The sequence below is a fragment of the Sulfitobacter sp. PM12 genome (genome assembly GCF_045586035.1).
GTDB classification, from domain to species: domain Bacteria; phylum Pseudomonadota; class Alphaproteobacteria; order Rhodobacterales; family Rhodobacteraceae; genus Sulfitobacter; species Sulfitobacter pontiacus.
On the sequence record NZ_CP151529.1, the window covers coordinates 1,593,969 to 1,615,184 of the forward strand.

The following is a 21,216-nucleotide window of genomic DNA, read 5'->3' on the forward strand; positions in this document are numbered from 1 at the left end:
TGGACCACGCACCGCTGGCCTAAGCTGGCACCGAGCAAAAAAATATATAGATGGCTGCCCTATGGCGGACACGATCAAACGACAGACCTGAAAGGGTTGAAATGGCTAATACTTCGAGCGGCGACAGCAAGAACACACTTTATTGCAGCTTTTGTGGCAAAAGTCAGCATGAGGTGCGCAAGCTGATTGCAGGTCCGACTGTCTTCATTTGTGACGAATGTGTCGAACTTTGCATGGATATCATCCGCGAGGAAACCAAAGCCTCGGGGCTGAAAGCCACCGATGGTGTGCCGACCCCGAAAGACATCTGTGATGTTCTGGACGATTACGTGATCGGGCAGGCGATGGCCAAACGGGTGCTGTCGGTTGCCGTGCACAACCACTATAAACGTCTGAACCACGCCCAGAAGGGTGGGGACATCGAGCTGGCGAAATCCAACATCCTGCTGATCGGGCCCACGGGCTGCGGTAAGACGCTGCTGGCGCAAACGCTGGCGCGTATTCTGGATGTGCCCTTTACCATGGCCGATGCGACGACACTGACCGAAGCGGGCTATGTCGGGGAAGATGTTGAAAACATTATTCTCAAGCTGTTGCAGGCGTCCGAATACAATGTCGAGCGCGCACAGCGCGGCATCGTCTATATCGACGAAGTTGATAAAATCACGCGCAAATCCGAAAACCCGAGCATCACCCGTGATGTGAGCGGCGAAGGCGTGCAGCAAGCCTTGCTAAAACTGATGGAAGGCACCGTGGCCTCTGTCCCGCCACAGGGCGGGCGCAAGCATCCGCAGCAGGAATTCCTGCAGGTGGATACCACGAACATCCTGTTCATCTGCGGCGGTGCTTTCGCCGGTCTGGACCGGATCATTGCCGCGCGCGGTAAAGGGTCGGCTATGGGCTTTGGTGCCGATGTGCGCGATCAGGATGCCCGCGGCATTGGCGAGATTTTCACCGACCTCGAACCGGAAGATCTGCTGAAATTCGGCTTGATCCCTGAATTCGTGGGCCGTCTGCCGGTTCTGGCGACGCTTGAGGATCTGGACGAGGACGCGCTGGTCACCATACTGACCGAACCGAAAAACGCGTTGGTCAAACAGTACCAGCGCTTGTTCGAGATCGAGGATACGCAGCTGACCTTTACCGATGACGCGCTGTTGGCGATCGCGAAACGCGCCATCGAACGCAAAACCGGTGCCCGTGGTTTGCGTTCTATCCTCGAAGACATCTTGCTGAACACGATGTTCGATCTGCCTGGCATGGACAGCGTCACCGAGGTGGTCGTGAACGAAGAGGCGGTGACCTCTGACGCGGCACCGCTGATGATCCACGCCGACGCCGAGAAAGAGCCTGCAACCGCCGGCTAGGCATCGCATGCATGTTAACTGATCAAGGCGCGCCAGCGATGGCGCGCCTTTTTCGTATCTGGCAGGGGGCCGCCGCTTTGTCGCTTGACCTTCGCAAGGGCAGGCGCTTTGACAGGGGCAGGCATGACAGACAAGAGGCGCATCATGACAAGACGTATTTTTTCCGGCGGTGAATTCGAAGCCAAAATCGGCTACTGCCGCGCCGTTGTGGCGGGGGGCTTTGTCCATGTGGCGGGCACCGTGGGGCAGGGCGATACCGTGACCGACCAGTGCCGCGCCGCCCTTGCGACCATCGAAGGGGCCCTGCGCGAGGCAGGCTGCACCATGGCGGATGTGGTGCGCGTGAACTATTATCTGCCCGACCGTGCAGAGTTCGAACCCTGCTGGCCGATCCTGTCCGAGGTCTTTGGCGACGCGCCGCCTGCTGCGACAATGATCGAATGCGGGCTGATCGACGACAAATACCGCATCGAAATCGAAGTCACCGCCTGCCTACCCGGCTGAAAACCGCGGCTATGTGCCCCGAAGCCCGCTAGACCTTTGCGCGGCCTTGGTGCATATATCCATCAAAGCTTCAGGAGACCTCTATGGGCATTCTCAACTCTCTTTTGCGCGGCGTGACCTGGTGGAACGGCCAGACGCTGAACACGCAACTGTTCACGTGGCGCAAGGGCATCAAGGTCGGCGAAGACGCCGAGGGCAATGTGTACTACCGCAACGCGGACAGCAGCAAACGCTGGGTGATCTTCAACGGCGAGATCGAGGCGACGCGCGTCAACGCGGATTGGCACGGCTGGCTGCACCATTCGTGGGATGAAACCCCCGAGGCGCGTCCGCTGGCGCATAAGACCTGGGAAAAGCCCCACCAAGAGAACCTGACCGGCACCGCCCTGGCCTATGCGCCCGCCGGATCGATCCGCCGCGAGAAGCCTGCGGACCGTGGTGACTACGAGGCGTGGCAGCCCGAATAAACGCCACGCGCGCGCCCCATGATCGGGCGCGCGCTGCTGCGGTGGCCTGGCTGTGCTGGCGACGCCCATTGACCTTCAAGGAACCCATGTGATGCGCAAGATATTGATGATGCTCGCCATAATGGCCGCACCGGTGCAGGCACAGCAGGTGGCCAGCGCTGAAGGCGGAGTTTTGCGCGCGCTCGACAAGGTATCGGGTGTGTCGCGTGACGTTGAAATGCGCCGTGGCGAAACCGCGCGCGTGGGCAATCTGAATGTGACGATGAACGAATGTCGCTATCCGTCGGGCAACCCTGCGGGCGACGCCTATGCCGAGCTCGAGATCGTCGAGACGGGCGACGAGAACCGGCTTTTTGCAGGCTGGATGATCGCCTCTGCCCCCGCGTTGTCGGCGCTGGAGCATCCGCGCTACGACATCTGGGTCATCCGCTGCACTACGTCCTGAGCGCTGGCCGCAGCGGGCGCTGTGAAATCTGCCGTTTTCATCATCGCCATCTCTAGCCGTGCGTGATAGGCCGCGCGGGTGATCTCTTGCGCGCCAAGGGACGCCAGATGCGGGGTCAGGAACTGCGTGTCAAACAGGGTGAACCCGCCGCGGTTCAGCCGGTCTACCAGACAGGCCAGCGCGATCTTGGACGCGTTGTCGCGCCTTGAAAACATGCTTTCGCCAAAGAACGCACGCCCCAGCGTGACGCCATAAACCCCGCCCACCAGCATGTCATCCTCCCAGACCTCAAGGGCGTGGGCATGACCAAGCGCGTGTAACTGGGCGTAAAGGCTGAAAATCTCGGCGTTGATCCAGGTGTCGGCGCGGTCGGCGCAGCCGGTGACAACGTCGTTGAACGCTGTGTTGGTGGTAATGGTAAAGCGCGTGCGCCGCATCGCGCGCGACAGGGACCGCGAGATATGGAACCCGTCGAGGGGAAATACACCCCGACGCCGCGGATCGACCCAGAAAATCTCTGGGTCGTCGCGGTGTTCGGCCATGGGGAAAATCCCGATGGAATAGCCGTGTAATAACAGCTCGGGCGTGAGGTCAGGCATTGCCCAGGTTGGTTTCAAGCCAATGCTCTAGCCAGTGGATGTTATAGTCCCCTGTCAGCACGTCCTGTTCGTCCAGCAGCGCATGAAACAGCGGCACCGTGGTGTCGACCCCATCCACGATCAGCTCGCCCAAGGCGCGACGCAGACGCGCCAGCGCTTCGGGGCGGTCGCGCCCGTGGACGATGAGCTTGCCGATCAGGCTGTCGTAATAGGGCGGGATCTTATAGCCGTCATACAGCGCACTATCCATCCGCACACCAAGCCCGCCTGGGGCGTGATACTGCGTGATCTTGCCCGGGCAGGGCGAGAAGTTCGGCAGTTTCTCGGCGTTGATCCGGACCTCGATCGCGTGGCCGTTGATCTGCAGGTCTTCTTGGGTAAAGGACATGTCCATACCGGCAGCAACGCGGATCTGTTCACGCACCAGATCGACCCCGAAGATGCCTTCGGTCACAGGGTGTTCTACCTGCAAACGCGTGTTCATCTCGATGAAGTAGAACTCGCCGTTTTCATAGAGGAATTCGATCGTGCCGGCACCGATGTAGTTGATGTTGGCCATCGCATCGGCACAGACTTTGCCGATCCGCGCGCGTTCTTCGGCGGTGATCGACGGGCCGGGGGCCTCTTCGAAAACTTTCTGGTGACGGCGTTGCAGCGAACAGTCACGCTCGCCCAGGTGGACAGCACGGCCCTTGCCGTCGCCAAAGACCTGAATCTCGATGTGGCGCGGTGTGGTCAGGTATTTCTCGATATAGACTTCGTCATTGCCAAAGTTCGATTTACCCTCGGCGCGGGCGGTCATGAAGGCACGTTCCATTTCAGCGGCGGATTGCGCCACTTTCATGCCCTTGCCACCGCCACCGGCGGTCGCCTTGATGATCACCGGATAGCCGATTTCCTCGCCGATACGCTTGGCGTCGGCCAATGTGGGCACGCCGCCGTCAGAACCGGGAACGCAGGGCACGCCAAGCTCTTTCATGGTGTCTTTGGCGGTGATCTTGTCGCCCATGATGCGGATGTGTTCCGCTGTGGGGCCGATGAAGGTCAGGTCGTGGTCTTCGACGATCTGCACAAAGCCCGCGTTCTCCGACAAGAAACCGTATCCGGGGTGGATCGCTTCGGCTCCGGTGATCTCGCAGGCGGCGATGATCGACGGGATCGACAGATAGGATTGCTGCGAAGAGGGCGGGCCGATGCAGACAGATTCGTCTGCCATGCGCACATGCATCGCATCGCTGTCAGCCGTCGAATGGACGGCGACAGACCCGATGCCCATCTCGCGGGCCGCACGGATCACGCGCAACGCGATCTCGCCGCGGTTTGCGACTAGGATTTTTTTGAACATGGGTTTCGCCTTATTCCAGGATCACCAAAGGCGCGCCGAATTCAACGGCGGCGCCGTCTTCTACCAGGATCCGCTTGACCGTGCCGGAGCGTGGCGCAGGGATGTGGTTCATGGTTTTCATTGCTTCGACGATCAACAGCGTGTCGCCTTCGGAAACGCTTGTTCCGACAGAGATAAAGGCGGGCGCGCCGGGTTCGGCTTGCATATAGACGGTGCCCACCATCGGAGAGACGACTGCGCCGGGGTGATCCGCCGGGTCGCTGTTGTCTGCGGCAGGGGCTGCTGCCGCTGCTGGGGCCGCGGGGGCGGGGGCTGCATATTGTGCAGGGGCCGACTGCGCCTGTTGCGGCGCGACGATTTGTTGTGGGGGTTTACGGCTGACGCGCACATTCAGGCTGTCATCCTCGGCGTAATCCCGCTTGACCTGCAATTCGGTCAGATCGTTTTCATTCAGCAACTCGGCGAGCGCCTGGATAAAAGCCACATCGGCGTCATGGGTGTTTTTTGTCATATTTTCCTCAGCCAGTCTAAGTCGATCGGGCGCTGCCTGTGCCCTTGAATTGCTGCCTTATAGGGCATGGGCGCAGCCATGAAAAGCAAGCAGTTGCCTAACGTAAGCTTGGCCGCGCAAAGCGCGGGATCGGGCAGCGGATCGGGGCGAGGGATATGGGGGGTGTGACAGGGGGACGCGGGCGCGGGAAAATGCCGGTGTGAAGCATATGTTTCGTCTGGTTTTCCCGCGCGCGTAGAGGCTTGGCCGTCAGATTGCCAGATATTCGGCACGCAGTTCGGCGTTGTTCAGCACCTCTTCGGCGGTGCCGTCAAACACCACGCCACCGGTATCAAGGATCACCGCACGATCCGCGAGTTTAAGCGCACGCACCGCGTTTTGTTCGACCAGAATGGTGGTGATGCCTTGGGATTTGATCAGCGACAGGGTCTTTTCGATCTCGTCCACGATGACGGGGGCAAGCCCTTCATAGGGTTCATCCAGCAGCAGCACCTTGATGTCACGGGCCAGCGCACGGGCAATCGCCAGCATCTGTTGCTCGCCGCCCGACAGGGTCACGCCCTCTTGCTTGCGGCGTTCCTTGAGGCGGGGGAATAATTCGTAGATGCGGTCAAGCGACCAGCCGATGGGCGGGGCGATCTGCGCCAGTTGCAGGTTTTCCTCGACCGTGAGACCCGCGATGATGCGGCGGTCTTCGGGGACCAGCGCCAGACCGTTGGCGGCGGCCTCGTGGCTGGCCATCTTGTGCAGCGGCTGGTGGTCCAGCCAGACCTCGCCTTTGCGCAACTCGGGGTCGCCGATCTGGGCGATGGCCCGCAGGGTAGAGGTTTTCCCCGCCCCGTTGCGGCCCAGAAGCGCCAGAATTTCGCCTTCATGCACGTTAAAGCTGACGCCCTGCACGATGTAGCTTTCGCCGTAATAGGCGTGGATGTCCCAGACCGAAAGATAGGCGGGGGCGGTAGCGGCGTGGTTGGCGCTGTTCGAGAAATCGGGTTTCGTGTTCATAGTCTTGTCCTTGCAAAGCCGTGTGTGCGGGGCGACGCGGGAGGGGGGAACCCCCGTGCGTCAGGCGGCGTCTTGGGATTCGCCCAAATACGCCTCGCGCACCTTGGGGTGGCCTTTGATGTTGTCGGGGGTGTCTTCGACCAGCGGGGTGCCTTGGGCCAACACGGTGATCCGTTCCGCCAGCGAGAACACCACATGCATGTCGTGTTCGATGATGGCGATGGTGATGTCGCGTTCGTCCTTGATCTGTTTCAGCAGGTCGATGGTATTGTTGGTATCGGCCCGCGCCATGCCCGCTGTGGGTTCATCCAGCAGCAGCAGGCGCGGGTCTTGCGACAGGCACATCGCGATTTCCAACCGACGTTTGTCCCCGCGCGACATAGAGGCCGCGTGCATATGGCGCTTGTCGGCGAGCTTCATCTCGACAAGCATCTCCTCGGCTTTTTCGATCACGTCACGTTGGCTCGACATGGCGGTGAGCGCGTTCATCTGGAACGCCCCGTCACGTTTGGCAAAGCAGGGGATCATCATGTTCTCCTGCACGCTGAGATCGCCAAAGATCTCGGGCGTCTGGAAAACGCGGGAAATCCCCATCTGGTTGATCTCGTAGGGTTTGCGCCCCAGCACCGACTGCCCGTCGAACATGACCGATCCTGTATCGGGGATCAGCTTGCCCACCAGACAGTTCAGCAGCGTGGATTTACCCGCCCCGTTCGGCCCGATGATCGCATGGACCGAGTTTTCCGCGACGCTGAGGTTTACGTCGCTCAGCGCTTGCAACCCGCCGAAACGTTTGCCGACATTTTTGACTTCGAGAATGGCCATCTGTTCAGCTCCTTCTTATTCGGCTGGGGGTGTGTTGCGTTGTGCGGCGGCGTCTGCCTCGACCGATCCGGCGTTGCGGTCCTTGCGGCGGAACACGCGACCGATACGTTGACCGCCTTCGACCAGACCACCGGGCAGGAAGATCACGACCAGCATGAACAGCAGACCCAGCGTCAGGTGCCAGCCCTTGCCCACAAAGGGGTGGATCAGCGTGATCAGCGTGTCTTCCAGCCCGTCGGGCATAAAGGCGAACCAACCGTGCAGCACGTTATCGTTGATCTTGGAAAAGATGTTTTCAAAGTACTTGATAAAGCCCGCGCCCAGAACCGGCCCCAGAAGGGTGCCCGCACCACCAAGGATGGTCATCAGAACCACCTCGCCCGAGGCGGTCCACTGCATCCGTTCGGCACCGGCAAGCGGGTCCATCGCGGCCAGCAGGCCACCGGCCAGACCGGCATACATGCCAGAGATGACAAAGGCCGCCAGCGTGTAGGGTTTGGTGTTCAGGCCCGTGTAGTTCATCCGTTGCTGGTTCGATTTCACCGCCCGCAGCATCATGCCGAAAGGCGAACGGAACACGCGGATCGAGATATAGAACGCCAACAGCATGATCACGGCACACAGGTAATACCCGACCGAGAAGGTGAAGGACCATGCCCCGAAATCCAGCGTCGTCGCCGCATTCATCTGCGCCCCGAACAGATTGGGGTAGCTGGGTGCATTCGCCCCATCAAGGATGCGCGGATCGCTCAGCGCGATTTGCAGGCCGGTTTCGCCATTGGTGATCGGCGTCAGCACCGAATAGGCAAGGTTGAACGACATCTGCGCAAAGGCCAGCGTCAGGATCGAAAAGTAGATCCCCGACCGGCGCAGCGAGACAAAGCCGATCACGACAGAGAAGAGCCCCGCCACGATCACCGACAAAAGGATCGCGGGGATCACGTTCATCGACAAGAGCTTCATCATCCACACGGCAGAGTAGGAACCGACCCCCAGAAAGGCCGCGTGACCAAAGGAGAGGTATCCGGTCAACCCGAACAGAATGTTGAACCCGATGGCAAAGATGCCAAAGATCACAAAGCGTTGCATCAAGTCGGGGTAGCCCGCGTTGAACTGCGCCAGCCCTGATCCGGCGGGGAAGGGGTTGAGGATGATAGGGGCGGCCATGGTCAGGAATGCCACCACCAACAGCAGGAGAAAGTCTTTTTTCGTGAGTGAGTGCATGGGTTATTCCTCCATCACGCCTTTGCGGCCCATCAGGCCACGGGGGCGTGTCAGCAAGATGAGTATCGCGACAACGTAAATGATGATCTGGTCAATGCCGGGCAGGATGTTCTTGACCTCGTTCATGGAGGCAAAGCTTTCCAGAATGCCCAGCAAGAACCCCGCCAGCACGGCACCGGGCAGCGACCCCATGCCGCCGACCACGACGACCACAAAGCTCAGCACCAGAAAATCCATACCCATGTGGTAGTTGGGCGAATTGATCGGCGCGTACATGACACCGGCCAGACCGGCGACCGCAGCGGCGATGCCGAACATGATGGTGAAACGTTTGTCGATGTTGATGCCCAGCAGACCGACTGTCTCGCGGTCGGCCATACCGGCGCGCACAACCATCCCGAAGGTGGTGAACTGCAAGAAGGCAAAAACGCCTCCGATGATGACCGCCGAGAAGGCGAAATAGATCAGGCGCCAGTAGGGGTAGATGATCGCATTGGGATCAAAACCCAGCATCACGCCAAAGTCGAACGACCCGCGAAACGCCTCCGGGGCGGAGGTGGGGATCGGGTTCGCGCCGTAGAAATACTTGATCACCTCTTGCAGCACGATCGCCAGACCGAAGGTCACGAGGATCTGGTCGGCATGGGGGCGCTTGTAGAAATGTTTGATCAACCCGCGCTCCATGACAAAGCCGATGGCCAGCATGATCGGCACGGCAAAGAGGATCGACAGGGGAACGGACCAATCCAGCATCCAGGCACCGGCGGTCTCTCCGAACCAGTCCTTGATATAGAGAATGTCCTCGTATTTCGGCTTGCCCAGAAAATCGACGCCGGAGGGTTCCGATGCCTTGTGGCTGAGCGTGAAAATCTTGCTTAGCGTGACGGCGCAGAAGGCACCGATCATGAACAGCGCCCCATGGGCAAAGTTCACGACACCCAGCGTGCCGAAAATCAACGTCAGACCAAGCGCGATGAGCGCATAGGCTGAACCTTTGTCCAACCCGTTAAGAAGTTGCAAAAGAATGGCGTCCATCGCGGTGCCCTCGAATTTTTAAGAAGTGAAAGGCGGAAAAGCCCGCCGGCAAGGTAAGGCAGGGGTCGCCCCCTGCCTTAGACTTGATTTACGCGCCGGGGTTGCAGTCGCCCAACTCGCCGCCCGCAAACATCGGGTGGTCAGGTGCATAGGTGACCTGATCGGCTGGGGTGACTTCGACGATTTCCACGAGATCGAATTCATTCTCGGGGTTCTCTTTGCCGCGCACGACCACAACGTCCTTGAAGCACTGGTGGTCATCGGCACGGTACAGCGTCGGGCCGTTGCCCAGACCGTCGAATTCGAACCCGGCAAGGGCTTCGCCGACGGCGCAGGGGTTGAACGATCCGGCACGGGCCACGGCATCCGCGTACAGCAGCGTCTGCGCATAGCAGGTCTGAGCCGCCTGGCTGGGGGGGAAGCCGTATTTTTCGCCAAAGGACTGAACGAAAGCGTTGGTGCCTTTGTAGCGGTCGCCCATCTGGTTCTCGAGCTTCCAGTCCCAGTTCTGCGAGCCGACGATACCGGTGATATTCTCACCCGCACCACGGGCCATCAGCTCTGAATAGAGCGGCACGACGATCTCGAAGTTCTTGCCGTTCACCTGTTTTTCGCGCAGGCCGAACTGCACGGCGTTGGTCAGCGAGTTGACCATGTTTCCGCCGTAGTGGTTCAGCACCAGAACATCCGCACCGGAGTTCAGGACAGGCGCGATATAGGACGAGAAATCGGTCGCGGCGAGCGGCGTGCGCACGTCGTTGATGGTTTCCCAGCCCATGGCTTCGGTCGCGGCCTGAATGGATTCCTGCTGCGTCCAGCCCCATGTGTAGTCGGCTGTCAGGCTGTAGACCTTGCGATCATCGCCATAGAGGTTTTTCAGCACCGGTGCCAAAGCGGCAGCGGACATATAGGCGTTGAAGAAGTGACGGAAGCCATTGGCTTTCTTGTCTTTACCCGTGGTGTCGTTCGAATGGGTCAGACCCGCCATAAAGATCACGCCGGCCTCTTGGCACAGGCCCTGCACAGCAACCGCCACGCCCGAGCTTGAGCCGCCCGAGATCATGATCGCGCCGTCTTTCTGGATCATCGACTGCGCCGATGCGCGGGCCGCGTCCGATTTGGTCTGCGTGTCGCCGGTCACGAACTGGACTTTCTTGCCCATGATCCCGTTACCTTCCAGCGCCTTAGAGCTGAAGGTGTTCAGCATACCGCCGTCGCCCTGACCGTTCAGGTGCTCGACCGCCAGTTCGAACGCGCGCAGCTCGTCTGCGCCTTCGTCCGCGTAGGGGCCTGATTGGGGTACGTTAAAGCCAAGCGTCACCGTGTCGCCCGTTGGCGCGTTGGTAAAGCCGGAATGCGCGGCCGCGCTTAGATACGTCGGCAGCGCCAGACCGGCCCCGGCAGCAGCGCCGGTTTTGATCACGCCACGACGCGTCAAGTTAGAAAATGACATGTATTTCCTCCCAAATGTTGAAATCACGGCCCGATTATTTTTCCGGGTCCATGATGCACAGAGGTGCAAATATGATATGAGAGGAAAACTGAAAACCGATCAACAAGCCCCTTGATAAAAACAACTATTCTGTAAATATATTCGCACGGGTTGTGAGGGAGTTGTAAATTTAATGATATTGCAGCGCAGAAAGCCGTTGATAACGCGATATAATTCGCGCGGGGGTGCCGCGTGACCCGTGATGCGCTGACCGGCAGCCGTATCCGTGAACGTCGGGTGATGGCGGGGCAGAAACAGGCGGACCTTGCCAAGCGGATCGGCATCTCGGCCAGCTATCTGAACCTCATTGAACACAACCGCCGCAGAATCGGCGGGAAGCTGCTGCTGAATATCGCGGCCGCCCTTGGGGTGGAGCCGACGGCGTTGACCGAAGGGGCGGAGGCGGCGCTGATCGCCACCCTGCGCGAGGCGGCGGATGATGCGCGGCTCAGCGGGCCAGAGGCGACCCGCGCCGATGAATTTGCCGGGCGGTTCCCGGGCTGGGCCGATGTGCTGGCCAACGCGCAGCGCCGGATCGCCACGTTGGAGCGTACGGTCGAAACTCTGACCGACCGGCTGGCCCATGACCCGCATCTGGCCGCCTCTATGCACGAACTGCTGACGACCGCTGCCGCGATCCGGTCCACCGCGTCGATTTTGGCCGATACCAAAACGCTTGAACCCGAATGGCGCGACCGGTTTCACATCAACATCGATCAGGACAGCCGTCGCCTTGCCGATAGCGCGCAGGCGCTTGTGGGCTATCTTGAGGCCGACCCCGAAATCACCCCCGCCGCCGATTCCCCGCAAGAGGAGGTAGAGGCGTTTCTGGCCGCGCATCGCTATCGTTTTGCCACGCTCGAGGTCACCGAAGGGGATGCGGATGCCATCGACAAGTTGATCCAGACCGCCCCCGAACTGCAAAGTGTGGCCGCGCGTCACATCGCGCGCGATGTGTTGCAGCAGATCGCCATCGACGCCGAAGCCCTGCCGATCACGCGGCTGACACAGGCGCTTGACCGGCTTGGACCCGACCCCGTGGCGCTTGGTGCAGAGCTGCGCCAGCCCGTGGCCCGCGTCTTGCGGCGCATGGCAACGGTGCCGGAGCTGGGGGCAGGGCTGGTGATCTGCGACCGGTCGGGCACGTTGATCTTTCGCAAATCCATCGACGGTTTCGTCGTGCCGCGCTTTGGGGCCTGTTGCCCGCTTTGGCCGCTGTTCGCCGTTCTGGGCAGCCCGGGTATGGTGCAGAAACAACGGGTCGCGCAACTGGGGCGGGGCCATTCCGCCTTTGACTGTTTTGCCACCTGCGAGACGCAAAACGTGCGCGATTACAACGCGGTACCCCTACTTCATTCGGTGATGTTGATCCTGCCCGCGGGGCCGGACAGCGCGCCCGCGCTTGATGTGGGGGCCACCTGTCGCGTCTGCCCGCGCGCGGCCTGTCCGGCGCGGCGCGAACCGTCGATCCTGAATGACGGGGTCTAGCGCGGGGCAACAGGCTTTTGACAGGGCAGGGTTTTCCGTGCATCTTGCCGCTCGGCCTACCGAGATCGCGGCACAAGCGACCAGGGCCACAGGGAGGGATTTTGCCAATGGGCAAGCATGTGGTGCTCGTGGAAGACGAGACGAACATCGCCGAGGCGATACGATTTTTACTCGGCCGTGAGGGCTGGCGCGTCGAAACGCTGGCCAATGGCGCGACAGCCGTGGAGGTGATCCGCAACGCCAACCCCGATCTGGTGATGCTGGATGTGATGCTGCCGGGCAAAAGTGGTTTCGAAATCCTGAAAGAACTGCGTGCGGATGCGGCGTTGGCTGATCTGCCGATCCTGATGTTGACCGCCCGCGGCCAGACCCGCGACCGCGAAATCGCACTAGAGGCCGGGGTCAGCCGGTTTATGACCAAACCGTTTTCCAACGCCGATATGCTTGCAGCCGTGCGCGACCTGACCGCCGCAGGCACCGCAAAAGCATGAGCAAGCCCCCCGGCTCGCCGCTGTTTCTGGAACGGCGCAGCTACCGGTTTCGCCGCATGATGGATGCCGTCCGTCTGCTGCCCTTGCTGGTGCTGGCCTTCTGGATGGTGCCGCTGCTCTGGCCTGTGCAGGATGCCCCCGTCGGCGCGGCCGTGCCCATGTCGCACGCGCTGCGCTATGTCTTTGGCGTCTGGCTGGCGGGCATCGTCTTGTGCTTTCTGCTTTGGCGGCGCACGGCGCGGCAGATTGCTCAGGAAGCTCAAGACTGATGGTGTCGCTGAACCAGTTGGTCGCGGTCTGTCTGCTGTATGTGGTCGGGCTCTTTGCCGTGGCCTTCGCGGCAGAGCGTGCGGCGGCACGGGGGCGGGGCGACTGGCTGTTACGCTCTCCGCTGGTCTATACGCTGTCGCTGTCGATCTATTGCACCGCCTGGACCTTTTACGGTGCCGTTGGCTATGCCGCACGGTCGGGGTTGGAGTTTGTGACGATCTACCTTGGCCCGTCGCTGGTGATGATCGGCTGGTGGTGGGTGCTGCGGCGGTTGGTGCGCATCGGGCGGTCGCATCGGGTGACCTCTGTCGCGGATCTGATTTCCTCGCGCTATGGCAAATCGAACCTGCTGGCGATCTTGGTCACCATCATGGCGGTGATCGGGGTGACGCCCTATATCGCGCTGCAACTTCAATCGGTTACCCTGTCCCTGTCGATCTTTGCCAGCGCCGAGCCGGGGGTGACACCGGGCAGCGATCCGCTGAATTCCGCACAGGCGGCCTTTTGGGTCGCGGTGGGGCTGGCGCTATTCACCGTGCTCTTCGGCACCCGCAATCTTAACGTGAACGAACGCCACCACGGCGTGGTCATCGCCATCGCTGTCGAGGCGGTGGTCAAGCTGCTGGCCCTACTGGCCGTCGGCGTTTTCGTGGTTTGGGGGCTGGCAGGCGGCGTCGATCAGGCGCTGGCGCAGATCGACCGGTCGGCCCTTGGTCAATGGCAGGTCGAGGGCGGCCGTTGGGCCGCGCTGACGCTGCTGGCCGCAGCCGCCTTCATCTGCCTGCCGCGGATGTTTCAGGTGCTGGTGGTGGAGAATGACGACGAACGTCACCTGCAAACCGCCAGCTGGGCCTTCCCGCTGTATCTCATGCTGATGAGCCTGTTTGTGGTGCCGATTGCCGTGGTCGGGCTGGACCTGCTGCCCGAAGGGTCGAACCCCGATCTCTTCGTGCTGAGCCTGCCGCTCAGCCAAGGGCAGAACAGCCTTGCGATGTTTGCCTTTCTGGGGGGCTTTTCCTCGGCCACGTCGATGGTGATCGTGGCGACGCTGGCGCTGTCGACGATGGTGAGCAACCATATCGTCATGCCGATCTGGCTGACCTACGGGCAGAACACGGTGCAGCAATCCGGCGATGTGCGTCATGTGGTGATCCTGTCGCGGCGGCTGTCGATCCTGCTGATCATCTCGCTGGGGTATTTTTATTACCGGCTGTCGGGCGGCGGCGGTGCGTTGGCGGCGATCGGGACGATCTCTTTCGGGGGGGTCGCGCAGTTCCTGCCGGTGTTGCTGGGCGGTATCTTCTGGCGCGGGGCCACGCGCACGGGTGCCGTCTGCGGGCTAAGCGTGGGCTTTGCGATCTGGGTCTATACGATGCTCTTGCCCAGCTTTGGCGCCGGCGCGGCGCTATCGGTTGCGACCTTTCAGGACGGGCTGTTCGGTATGACCTGGTTGCGCCCCGAAGACTTGTTTGGAATCAACGGTTTGGACCCCACTGTTCACGCAGTGATCTGGAGCCTTTCGCTGAACGCGCTGGTCTTTGTCGCCGTGTCCCTGTTCAGCTTTCCCGCCCCTGTCGAGCGGCTGCAAGGCGCGCAATTTGTCAATATCTTCGACCATTCCACCGCCGCCCGCGGGTGGAGCGCGTCCGTCGCGGCCAGCGAGGATCTGATGATCATGGCGCAGCGGATTTTGGGCCCCGCCGAGGCGCAGGGATTTTTCCGCGCGCAAGCCCAGTTGCAGGAAAAATCGGATGGTTTGCCAGAGCCAACGCCGCGTTTTGTTCAGGCGCTGGAGCGTGAATTGGCGGCCTCGGTCGGGGCGGCGACGGCCCATGCGATGGTGTCGCAGCTGGTCGGCGGTGCCTCTGTCTCGGTGCAGGATCTGCTGGCGGTGGCGGACGAATCGGCGCAGATGCTGGAGTATTCAAGCCAGCTTGAAATCAAGTCGCGCGAGCTGACCGATACCGCCGCGAAGCTGCGCCGCGCCAATGACAAGCTGACGCAACTGTCGCATCAGAAAGACAGTTTTCTGAGCCAGATCAGCCATGAACTGCGCACGCCCATGACCTCTATCCGGTCGTTCTCCGAGATTCTGCGCGACGCCCAAGGGCTGGGGCCCGAGGAAAAGACGCGCTATGCCTCGATCATCCACTCCGAAACCATCCGGCTGACGCGGTTGCTGGACGATCTGCTGGACCTGTCTGTGCTGGAAAACGGCGAGGTGTCGCTGAACCGTCAGCGCGGGTCGCTGCGCGATGTGTTGGATCAGGCCGTGACCACAGCGCGCGCCGCCAATACCCGCGCGATCACCATTGACCGCGATCTGGCGGGCGAGGAGGTGATGTTGGAGACGGATCTGGACCGGCTCGTGCAGGTTTTCATCAACCTTATCACAAATGCGCAGAAGTATTGCGTTGCCGACGACCCAAAGCTGTCGATCCGCGCCCACCAGCGGGGGCAGCGCATCATTGTGGACCTGATCGACAATGGCGCGGGGATCGATGCTGCGTCTCAGGAATTGATTTTCGAAAAGTTTAGTCGTTTGCCCGGGCAGGGCGGCGAGGGGGCCGGTCTGGGACTGGCGATATGCCGCGAGATTATCAAACGTTTGCAGGGGGATATCTCGTATCTCACCGAGGTATCGGGCACCGGTTTCCGGGTTGAACTGCCGTTGGCGCAGAATGGGGCCTAGCGCGATTTTTTCGATTCTTTAAAGGGAATCGTAACCTCTCTGCGTCATTTCATAGGGGTGAAATGGCAGTGAAGGAGGCGTGCGATGGGGTAAGGGATGTGAGTTTCGTCAAATGATGCCGGTGACATCAGATGCGGGGAGACAGCGCCGTCTTGGCGCTATCCGTTGGTATGGCTTCCGCAACGGCGCGGTTGGCCTGATCCTTGGCGGATCGACCGGTGGCGCGTTGACTGGTTGCGCGTTGACCGGTGGCGCGTTGCGGTTACGCGTAGGGGGCGCTGAGCACGCCGCGCATGTGGCTTAGGTCGTAGCCACCGGCCCGTGCGGCCTCAATCAGCGCGTCTGCCGGTTGTTCGCCTGCCTGACCCAAGGCCCAAGCGATGGTCGACCGTGTGCCCGAGGCGCAATAGGCCAGAACAACCTCGTCCTGCGCCACGCCGATCTCGCGGTTACGGGCAATGACATCAGGGGTCATCGTTTGGTGCGTCAGCTCTTGCACCGCAAAGCGCAGTCCAGCCGCCTCTGCCGCGGCCTGGATGGCGGCGTGCTGGTGGCTGGGGGGCACTTCCGCGTCGGGACGGTTGCACAGGATCAAGGTAACGCCAGCCTCTTTGATCGCCTCCATATCGGAGGGGTCGATCTGAGGGGCAGCAAAGAAGCGGGGGGTGATTTGACGAATATCCATAGTTTGACTTATCCAGCCGCCCGCGTTGTGTCTAGTATCCGCCGCGCTTTGGGGGCGATCATCATACCCGCCAGCATGGTGATCAGAAAAATCAGGCCGCCAAAGCCGCCATACCCAAGCGACGCCAGCGCAGGCCCCGGGCAAAGCCCGACCAGCCCCCAGCCCGCGCCGAAGAGCACGGCGCCCACGATCAGCTTGCGGTCCAGCCGCGGGTCGGGGCGATCGGGGAAGTCACCGCCCACCACGGGCCGCCGCCGACGGGTCAGCGCCCAAGCGACCGCCATCGGCAAAATGGCCCCGCCCATAACAAAGGCGAGCGTCGGATCCCAATCCCCGAAGAAATCCAGAAACCCCTGGACCTTTTGGGTGTCGGTCATGCCCGACAGATATAGCCCGGTGCCAAACAAGGCCCCGGCGAGGGCGGCAAGCATATTGCGCATCTCAGACCCCTCCGACCAGGGCGCGCAGGGCGACAACCATCAACGCGCCTGCTGCGATATAAACAAGCGTGGCAACGATACCGCGTGGGCTCAGCCGCGAAATGCCGCAGACCCCGTGACCCGAGGTACAGCCATTGCCGATGCGCGTGCCCAGCCCGACCAGAAGGCCAGCCGCGCCGACCAGCCACAGGTTCTCTGTCAGGTTGGTGGTGGCAGGGACGGGGGCAAAGAATGCGATCACCGCAGGGAGGATGATCAGCGCCGCCAGAAAGCTGCCGCGTTCGGCCCAAGCGCCGCGCGCCGATCCGTCCACCAGCCCGCCGATAATGCCGCTGGCTCCCATGATGCGGCCATTCCCCAACAGGTAGACCGCAGCGCCGCTGCCAATCATCAGCCCGCCAATCAGGCCCCAAATCCAATCTGCTTCAATCATATGCTATATCGCCCTTTCGTACCGCCGTAAGCGGCGGGTGTCGGGAAAACATATAATGAATGCTGAATGTGTGGCAAGCCGCAAGCGCGAGGTTGACGCTGTGTCGATCTCCGGGCGTTTGTTATCTATAGAGACAGGGGCGTTATCTATAGAGACAGGGGCAGAAAGAGGCCGTCACCTGCCTTAGCCGAGAATGATACCGACAACGACCATCATCAGCCCGATCACCGACAGCAGCAATGCGCCAAGGTTCATCGGCAGCACTTTTTGCAGGACGATCCGCATCTCTTCTTCGGGCAGGGCGGCGCGTTTGGCACGGGCCACGCGCAGGATACACCAGACAAGCCCTACCAACCCTACAAAGGAGATCGCCGCGCCCGCCCAGATCAAGACGTCAAAGATTGAAAGAGATGCATTTTCCATAGGGCGCGAGCTATCCGAATTCCGCCCAATGGGCAAGAGTGGCTTGCGGCAGCGCAGGCACGCGGGTAGTCAATGCGCTGACCCATTCAAGACATAGGACGCCCCAGATGAGCGACAGTGCCACCAATCCCGAATCCCAAGACGCCATCGGTGATGCCACATATCGCGTGACCGCGAATGAGCTGCGCCAGTTCGTAGAGCGGATCGAACGGCTGGATGCCGAGAAGAAAGACCTCGCCGAACAGCAAAAAGAGGTCATGGCCGAAGCGAAATCCCGCGGTTACGACACCAAGGTGCTGCGCAAGATCATCGCTCTGCGCAAGCGTGAAGCCGATGATATCGCCGAAGAAGAAGCCGTGCTTGAGATGTATAAAGAAGCGCTTGGCATGTCCTGAGCCGGATGCGGTGCCTCGGGGCTGATTATGCGCCCACTGGTCGCCGCGCGAGACGTTTAATGCCATCGGTACGCGGGGGCAGGGGGCAATTCGCCCCGTCCCACGGGGCCCCGCCGCCAAATCCGCTTGCGCCCAAGCGCAGGCCCCAATAGAAGAGCGGAAATTTTTCCGCCCGCGCCCCGCAATGCGCGGCCTTACCCTATGGAGCAAACATGCAGGTCAACGAGACGCTGAACGAAGGTCTGAAACGCGGCTATGCCATCACTGTGACAGCAGCTGAGCTGGAGGCCAAGGTCAACGAAAAGCTGGCCGAAGCGCAGCCCGAAGTCGAGATGAAGGGTTTCCGCAAAGGTAAAGTCCCAATGGCGCTGCTGAAAAAGCAGTTCGGCCAAAAGGTTATGGGCGAAGCAATGCAGGAAAGCATTGATGGCGCCATGCAAGAGCATTTTGAAAAGTCCGGCGATCGCCCTGCGATGCAGCCCGACGTCAAAATGGCGAATGAAGACTGGAAAGAAGGCGACGACGTCGAGGTCACCATGACCTACGAAGCACTGCCCGAGATCCCAGAAGTAGACCTGTCGTCCATCACGCTGGAAAAAATGGTTGTCAAAGCTGATGACGCCGCCGTTGAAGAGGCGCTGGCCAACCTGGCAGAGACCGCACAGGACTTTGAAGCCCGTGAAGAAGGTGCCAAGGCAGAAGACGGCGACCAGATCACATTCGATTTCCTCGGCAAAGTAGACGGCGAAGCCTTTGAAGGCGGCGCGGCAGAAGATTACCCGCTGGTGCTGGGCTCCAACTCCTTCATCCCCGGTTTTGAAGAGCAGCTGGTCGGTGTTGTGGCAGGCGACGAGAAAGACGTAACGGTTTCCTTCCCGGAAGATTACCAAGCGCCTCACCTCGCCGGCAAAGAAGCCGTGTTCGAGTGCAAGGTTAAAGAAGTGAAAAAGCCTGTTGCCGCGAAAGTGGACGACGAGCTGGCCAAGAAATTCGGTGCAGAAGATCTGGCTGCGCTGAAATCCCAGATCGCAGAGCGTCTGGAAGCGGAATATGCCGGTGCGTCGCGCGCTGTCATGAAACGCGGTCTGCTGGACGAGCTGGACAAGCTGGTCAGCTTTGACCTGCCGCCGTCGCTGGTCGAAGCCGAAGCAGGCCAGATCGCGCACCAGCTGTGGCACGAAGACAACCCTGATGTTCAGGGCCATGATCACCCGGAAATCGAAACCACAGACGAGCACAAGAAGCTCGCCGAGCGCCGCGTGCGTCTTGGCCTGCTGCTGGCCGAGCTGGGTCAGAAAGCCGAAGTTCAGGTCACCGACGCGGAAATGACGCAAGCGATCATGAACCAGGCACGTCAGTACCCCGGTCAGGAACGTCAGTTCTTTGAATTCGTTCAGCAAAACCAGCAGATGCAACAGCAGATGCGCGCACCTTTGTTCGAAGACAAAGTCGTTGATCACGTGTTTGAACAGGCGACATTGAACGAGAAAGAAGTGTCGAAAGAAGACCTGCAGAAAGCCGTAGAAGAGCTGGAAGACGAATAAGTCTTTCCCCTTTTTCGGTATCACGAAGATCAAAGCCGTCCCGTTTGGGGCGGCTTTTTTTCGTTGGACGGCTGGGGGGTGATCCGTTTTAGTGCAGCAAAATGCGGCAGTTCCGGTCAAGGGGAGGGTGGTAGACACATGTCAGATCAAGCCAGCAACAGGGCGCGCCGCGCCGCGAGAGCAAAGACCCCCCTGACCGAGGAGGAGCGCAAAGCCCGCCGGCGTGCAAAGCGGAACCTGCGTCAGGCCGAGGCGATGGGTTTTCTCAAGGGGGTGACGGCGATGCTGAAGCCTGGCGATCTGGCGATGGACTGCGGGGCCAATGTGGGTGTCGTGACCCGTTTGTTGGCCGACACAGGCGCCGAGGTGATCAGCTATGAACCCGATCCTTATGCGTTTGAACAGCTCACGACGGCTGTGAAAGACCGCGCGAACGTGCGTCTTGTCAACGCGGCGGTTGGGGCCAGCTCGGGCACTGTGCGGCTGATGCGGGCCGCGAATTTTGACGACAATATGAAGGGGGCGTCGGTCAAAAGCACAATCGTCGACGGCGGGCGTACGATTGACGCAGACAATTATGTCGATGTCGCATTGCTCAATTTTCTGGAAATCATCAGGGCTGAAATCGATAAACGCGGCGAGATCGCTTTTGTGAAGATGGACATCGAAGGCGCGGAGCTTGATCTGCTCGAGGCAATGGATGCTGCCGATTTGATCAAGGGGATCAGGTGCTTGGTCGTGGAAACCCATGAGCGCAAGTTCGCGGATCTCAGACCGAGGTTCCGCGCGCTGCGCGAAACCTTTGCTGCGAAATACCCTGCGCGACAGGTGAACCTCGACTGGATTTGAGAGAGGCACGCCTGCGCCCATGGGCCAGCGCGGCGCGCCTTAGGGGGCTCAGCCTTTGCGCAGGCCGGTTTCAACCAGCATACCGCGCCGTTTGGCCTCGTAGTAATAGCCGCGGGCGTACCATTTGATTGCGGTGGCGTGATCGCCATCAGACAGCAGCCAAGCGCCGCGCAGGTATTTGACGCCGTATTTCAAGTTTACATCAGGATCAAGAAGATCGCCGGCATCGCCGCGAAACCCCATGCCGCGTGCGGTGGCGGGCAGGATTTGCAGCAGGCCGAAGTAGGGCCCATTGCGGGCCTCTGGACGGTGGGTGCTTTCACGGATGGCAAGACGGTGGACCAACGGGCGGGGGACTTCGTAGTGGTCGGCCCATTTGTTGATCAGCCCGCGCAGCTCGGGCGTCTCGTTGGGATAGAGCGGCAGCTTGCGGGGCGCGGGGGCGGGCTCTGGTGCGGTACTGGCGCAGGCAGAGAGGGCAGGTGTGCAAAGCAACATCTGGCAAAGGGAACGACGTGTGAGGGCGATCATGCGGGTGACTCGCATCGTTGACGGGAGCCAAATGCTTACAACGCCGGGGGCACCGCGCAACAAGGGCAGCGCCGGATGGGCAGAGGGTCGCTTAGCACAGGGCGGCATATTGCCGATCGCGCAATGAAAAACGCCGCCGCTGAGAGGTCAGCGGCG

At 60.8% G+C, this 21,216-nt stretch carries 24 protein-coding genes; 11 read left to right on the plus strand and 13 right to left on the minus strand.

What is annotated here, in order from left to right; all coding sequences use genetic code 11:
• Positions 1 to 101: 101 nt before the first annotated feature.
• The 4 genes from clpX to AADW22_RS07670 all read left to right on the plus strand — a co-directional run bounded on the left by clpX (position 102) and on the right by AADW22_RS07670 (position 2,783).
• On the plus strand, positions 102 to 1,367 hold the full coding sequence (gene clpX / locus AADW22_RS07655; protein WP_005852783.1) for an ATP-dependent Clp protease ATP-binding subunit ClpX: 1,266 nt from the start codon (positions 102 to 104) through the stop codon (positions 1,365 to 1,367).
• Positions 1,368 to 1,511: 144 nt separating this feature from the next.
• Positions 1,512 to 1,871, plus strand: a complete 360-nt coding sequence (locus AADW22_RS07660) for a RidA family protein (RefSeq protein WP_005852785.1) — start codon at positions 1,512 to 1,514, stop codon at positions 1,869 to 1,871.
• An 83-nt stretch (positions 1,872 to 1,954) separates the two neighbouring features.
• On the plus strand, positions 1,955 to 2,338 hold the full coding sequence (locus AADW22_RS07665) for an NADH:ubiquinone oxidoreductase subunit NDUFA12 (protein ID WP_005852787.1): 384 nt from the start codon (positions 1,955 to 1,957) through the stop codon (positions 2,336 to 2,338).
• Positions 2,339 to 2,429: 91 nt separating this feature from the next.
• Positions 2,430 to 2,783: a DUF2155 domain-containing protein gene (locus AADW22_RS07670; protein WP_005852788.1), complete on the plus strand. Its 354-nt coding sequence runs from the start codon at positions 2,430 to 2,432 to the stop codon at positions 2,781 to 2,783.
• On the opposite strand, the gene aat is transcribed toward AADW22_RS07670, so the two are convergent.
• The 8 genes from aat to AADW22_RS07710 form a co-directional block, all read right to left on the minus strand.
• Positions 2,747 to 3,382 carry a leucyl/phenylalanyl-tRNA--protein transferase gene (gene aat / locus AADW22_RS07675; protein WP_304950486.1) on the minus strand — a complete coding sequence of 212 codons (636 nt, stop codon included), beginning with the start codon at positions 3,380 to 3,382 and terminating at the stop codon, positions 2,747 to 2,749. The two genes, AADW22_RS07670 and aat, sit on opposite strands and share 37 nt — an antisense overlap.
• Complete coding sequence (gene accC / locus AADW22_RS07680) at positions 3,375 to 4,727, minus strand: acetyl-CoA carboxylase biotin carboxylase subunit (RefSeq protein WP_037962751.1); 1,353 nt, start codon at positions 4,725 to 4,727, stop codon at positions 3,375 to 3,377. The genes aat and accC overlap by 8 nt, the downstream gene beginning before the upstream one ends.
• Positions 4,728 to 4,737: 10 nt before the next feature.
• Positions 4,738 to 5,238: an acetyl-CoA carboxylase biotin carboxyl carrier protein gene (gene accB, locus AADW22_RS07685; RefSeq protein ID WP_009826719.1), complete on the minus strand. Its 501-nt coding sequence runs from the start codon at positions 5,236 to 5,238 to the stop codon at positions 4,738 to 4,740.
• Positions 5,239 to 5,487: 249 nt separating this feature from the next.
• A complete protein-coding gene (locus AADW22_RS07690; protein WP_005852792.1) occupies positions 5,488 to 6,243 on the minus strand; it encodes an ABC transporter ATP-binding protein in 756 nt (251 codons plus the stop codon).
• A 60-nt stretch (positions 6,244 to 6,303) separates the two neighbouring features.
• On the minus strand, positions 6,304 to 7,068 hold the full coding sequence (locus AADW22_RS07695) for an ABC transporter ATP-binding protein (protein ID WP_005852793.1): 765 nt from the start codon (positions 7,066 to 7,068) through the stop codon (positions 6,304 to 6,306).
• Between the two features lie 15 nt (positions 7,069 to 7,083).
• Positions 7,084 to 8,292 carry a branched-chain amino acid ABC transporter permease gene (locus tag AADW22_RS07700; RefSeq protein ID WP_005852794.1) on the minus strand — a complete coding sequence of 403 codons (1,209 nt, stop codon included), beginning with the start codon at positions 8,290 to 8,292 and terminating at the stop codon, positions 7,084 to 7,086.
• Positions 8,293 to 8,295: 3 nt separating this feature from the next.
• Positions 8,296 to 9,327, minus strand: coding sequence for a branched-chain amino acid ABC transporter permease (locus AADW22_RS07705; RefSeq protein ID WP_009826721.1), 1,032 nt, complete (start codon positions 9,325 to 9,327; stop codon positions 8,296 to 8,298).
• A gap of 88 nt (positions 9,328 to 9,415) precedes the next feature.
• Positions 9,416 to 10,780 carry a substrate-binding protein gene (locus AADW22_RS07710; RefSeq protein ID WP_037943985.1) on the minus strand — a complete coding sequence of 455 codons (1,365 nt, stop codon included), beginning with the start codon at positions 10,778 to 10,780 and terminating at the stop codon, positions 9,416 to 9,418.
• 231 nt (positions 10,781 to 11,011) lie between these two features.
• On the opposite strand from AADW22_RS07710, the gene AADW22_RS07715 reads away from it, so the two are divergent.
• The 4 genes from AADW22_RS07715 to AADW22_RS07730 all read left to right on the plus strand — a co-directional run bounded on the left by AADW22_RS07715 (position 11,012) and on the right by AADW22_RS07730 (position 15,760).
• Positions 11,012 to 12,307, plus strand: coding sequence for a helix-turn-helix transcriptional regulator (locus AADW22_RS07715; protein ID WP_037943986.1), 1,296 nt, complete (start codon positions 11,012 to 11,014; stop codon positions 12,305 to 12,307).
• A gap of 107 nt (positions 12,308 to 12,414) precedes the next feature.
• A complete protein-coding gene (locus AADW22_RS07720; protein WP_340287081.1) occupies positions 12,415 to 12,798 on the plus strand; it encodes a response regulator in 384 nt (127 codons plus the stop codon).
• Entirely contained in the window at positions 12,795 to 13,067 is a 273-nt protein-coding gene (locus tag AADW22_RS07725; RefSeq protein ID WP_009826724.1) for a hypothetical protein, read from the plus strand. Before AADW22_RS07720 ends, AADW22_RS07725 begins: the two co-directional genes overlap by 4 nt.
• The gene (locus tag AADW22_RS07730) at positions 13,067 to 15,760 is read left to right on the plus strand and encodes an ATP-binding protein (protein WP_407473420.1); all 2,694 of its coding nucleotides are present in this window, start codon (positions 13,067 to 13,069) and stop codon (positions 15,758 to 15,760) included. The genes AADW22_RS07725 and AADW22_RS07730 overlap by 1 nt, the downstream gene beginning before the upstream one ends.
• A 262-nt stretch (positions 15,761 to 16,022) precedes the next feature.
• On the opposite strand, the gene AADW22_RS07735 is transcribed toward AADW22_RS07730, so the two are convergent.
• The 4 genes from AADW22_RS07735 to AADW22_RS07750 form a co-directional block, all read right to left on the minus strand.
• Positions 16,023 to 16,445: a TIGR01244 family sulfur transferase gene (locus AADW22_RS07735; RefSeq protein ID WP_005852802.1), complete on the minus strand. Its 423-nt coding sequence runs from the start codon at positions 16,443 to 16,445 to the stop codon at positions 16,023 to 16,025.
• A gap of 8 nt (positions 16,446 to 16,453) precedes the next feature.
• Positions 16,454 to 16,885 carry a DUF6691 family protein gene (locus tag AADW22_RS07740; protein ID WP_407473421.1) on the minus strand — a complete coding sequence of 144 codons (432 nt, stop codon included), beginning with the start codon at positions 16,883 to 16,885 and terminating at the stop codon, positions 16,454 to 16,456.
• Position 16,886: 1 nt separating this feature from the next.
• Complete coding sequence (locus AADW22_RS07745; RefSeq protein WP_289082316.1) at positions 16,887 to 17,318, minus strand: YeeE/YedE family protein; 432 nt, start codon at positions 17,316 to 17,318, stop codon at positions 16,887 to 16,889.
• A gap of 183 nt (positions 17,319 to 17,501) precedes the next feature.
• Positions 17,502 to 17,741, minus strand: a complete 240-nt coding sequence (locus tag AADW22_RS07750) for a hypothetical protein (protein ID WP_009826728.1) — start codon at positions 17,739 to 17,741, stop codon at positions 17,502 to 17,504.
• 107 nt (positions 17,742 to 17,848) lie between these two features.
• Between AADW22_RS07750 and AADW22_RS07755 the strand changes: the two genes are divergently transcribed.
• The 3 genes from AADW22_RS07755 to AADW22_RS07765 all read left to right on the plus strand — a co-directional run bounded on the left by AADW22_RS07755 (position 17,849) and on the right by AADW22_RS07765 (position 20,529).
• Positions 17,849 to 18,136 carry a DUF2312 domain-containing protein gene (locus AADW22_RS07755; RefSeq protein WP_009826729.1) on the plus strand — a complete coding sequence of 96 codons (288 nt, stop codon included), beginning with the start codon at positions 17,849 to 17,851 and terminating at the stop codon, positions 18,134 to 18,136.
• A 212-nt stretch (positions 18,137 to 18,348) separates the two neighbouring features.
• On the plus strand, positions 18,349 to 19,680 hold the full coding sequence (tig, locus tag AADW22_RS07760) for a trigger factor (RefSeq protein WP_037943993.1): 1,332 nt from the start codon (positions 18,349 to 18,351) through the stop codon (positions 19,678 to 19,680).
• A gap of 138 nt (positions 19,681 to 19,818) precedes the next feature.
• A complete protein-coding gene (locus AADW22_RS07765) occupies positions 19,819 to 20,529 on the plus strand; it encodes an FkbM family methyltransferase (RefSeq protein ID WP_037943994.1) in 711 nt (236 codons plus the stop codon).
• Between the two features lie 48 nt (positions 20,530 to 20,577).
• On the opposite strand, the gene AADW22_RS07770 is transcribed toward AADW22_RS07765, so the two are convergent.
• On the minus strand, positions 20,578 to 21,027 hold the full coding sequence (locus tag AADW22_RS07770) for a transglycosylase SLT domain-containing protein (protein ID WP_005852857.1): 450 nt from the start codon (positions 21,025 to 21,027) through the stop codon (positions 20,578 to 20,580).
• Positions 21,028 to 21,216 lie beyond the last annotated feature (189 nt).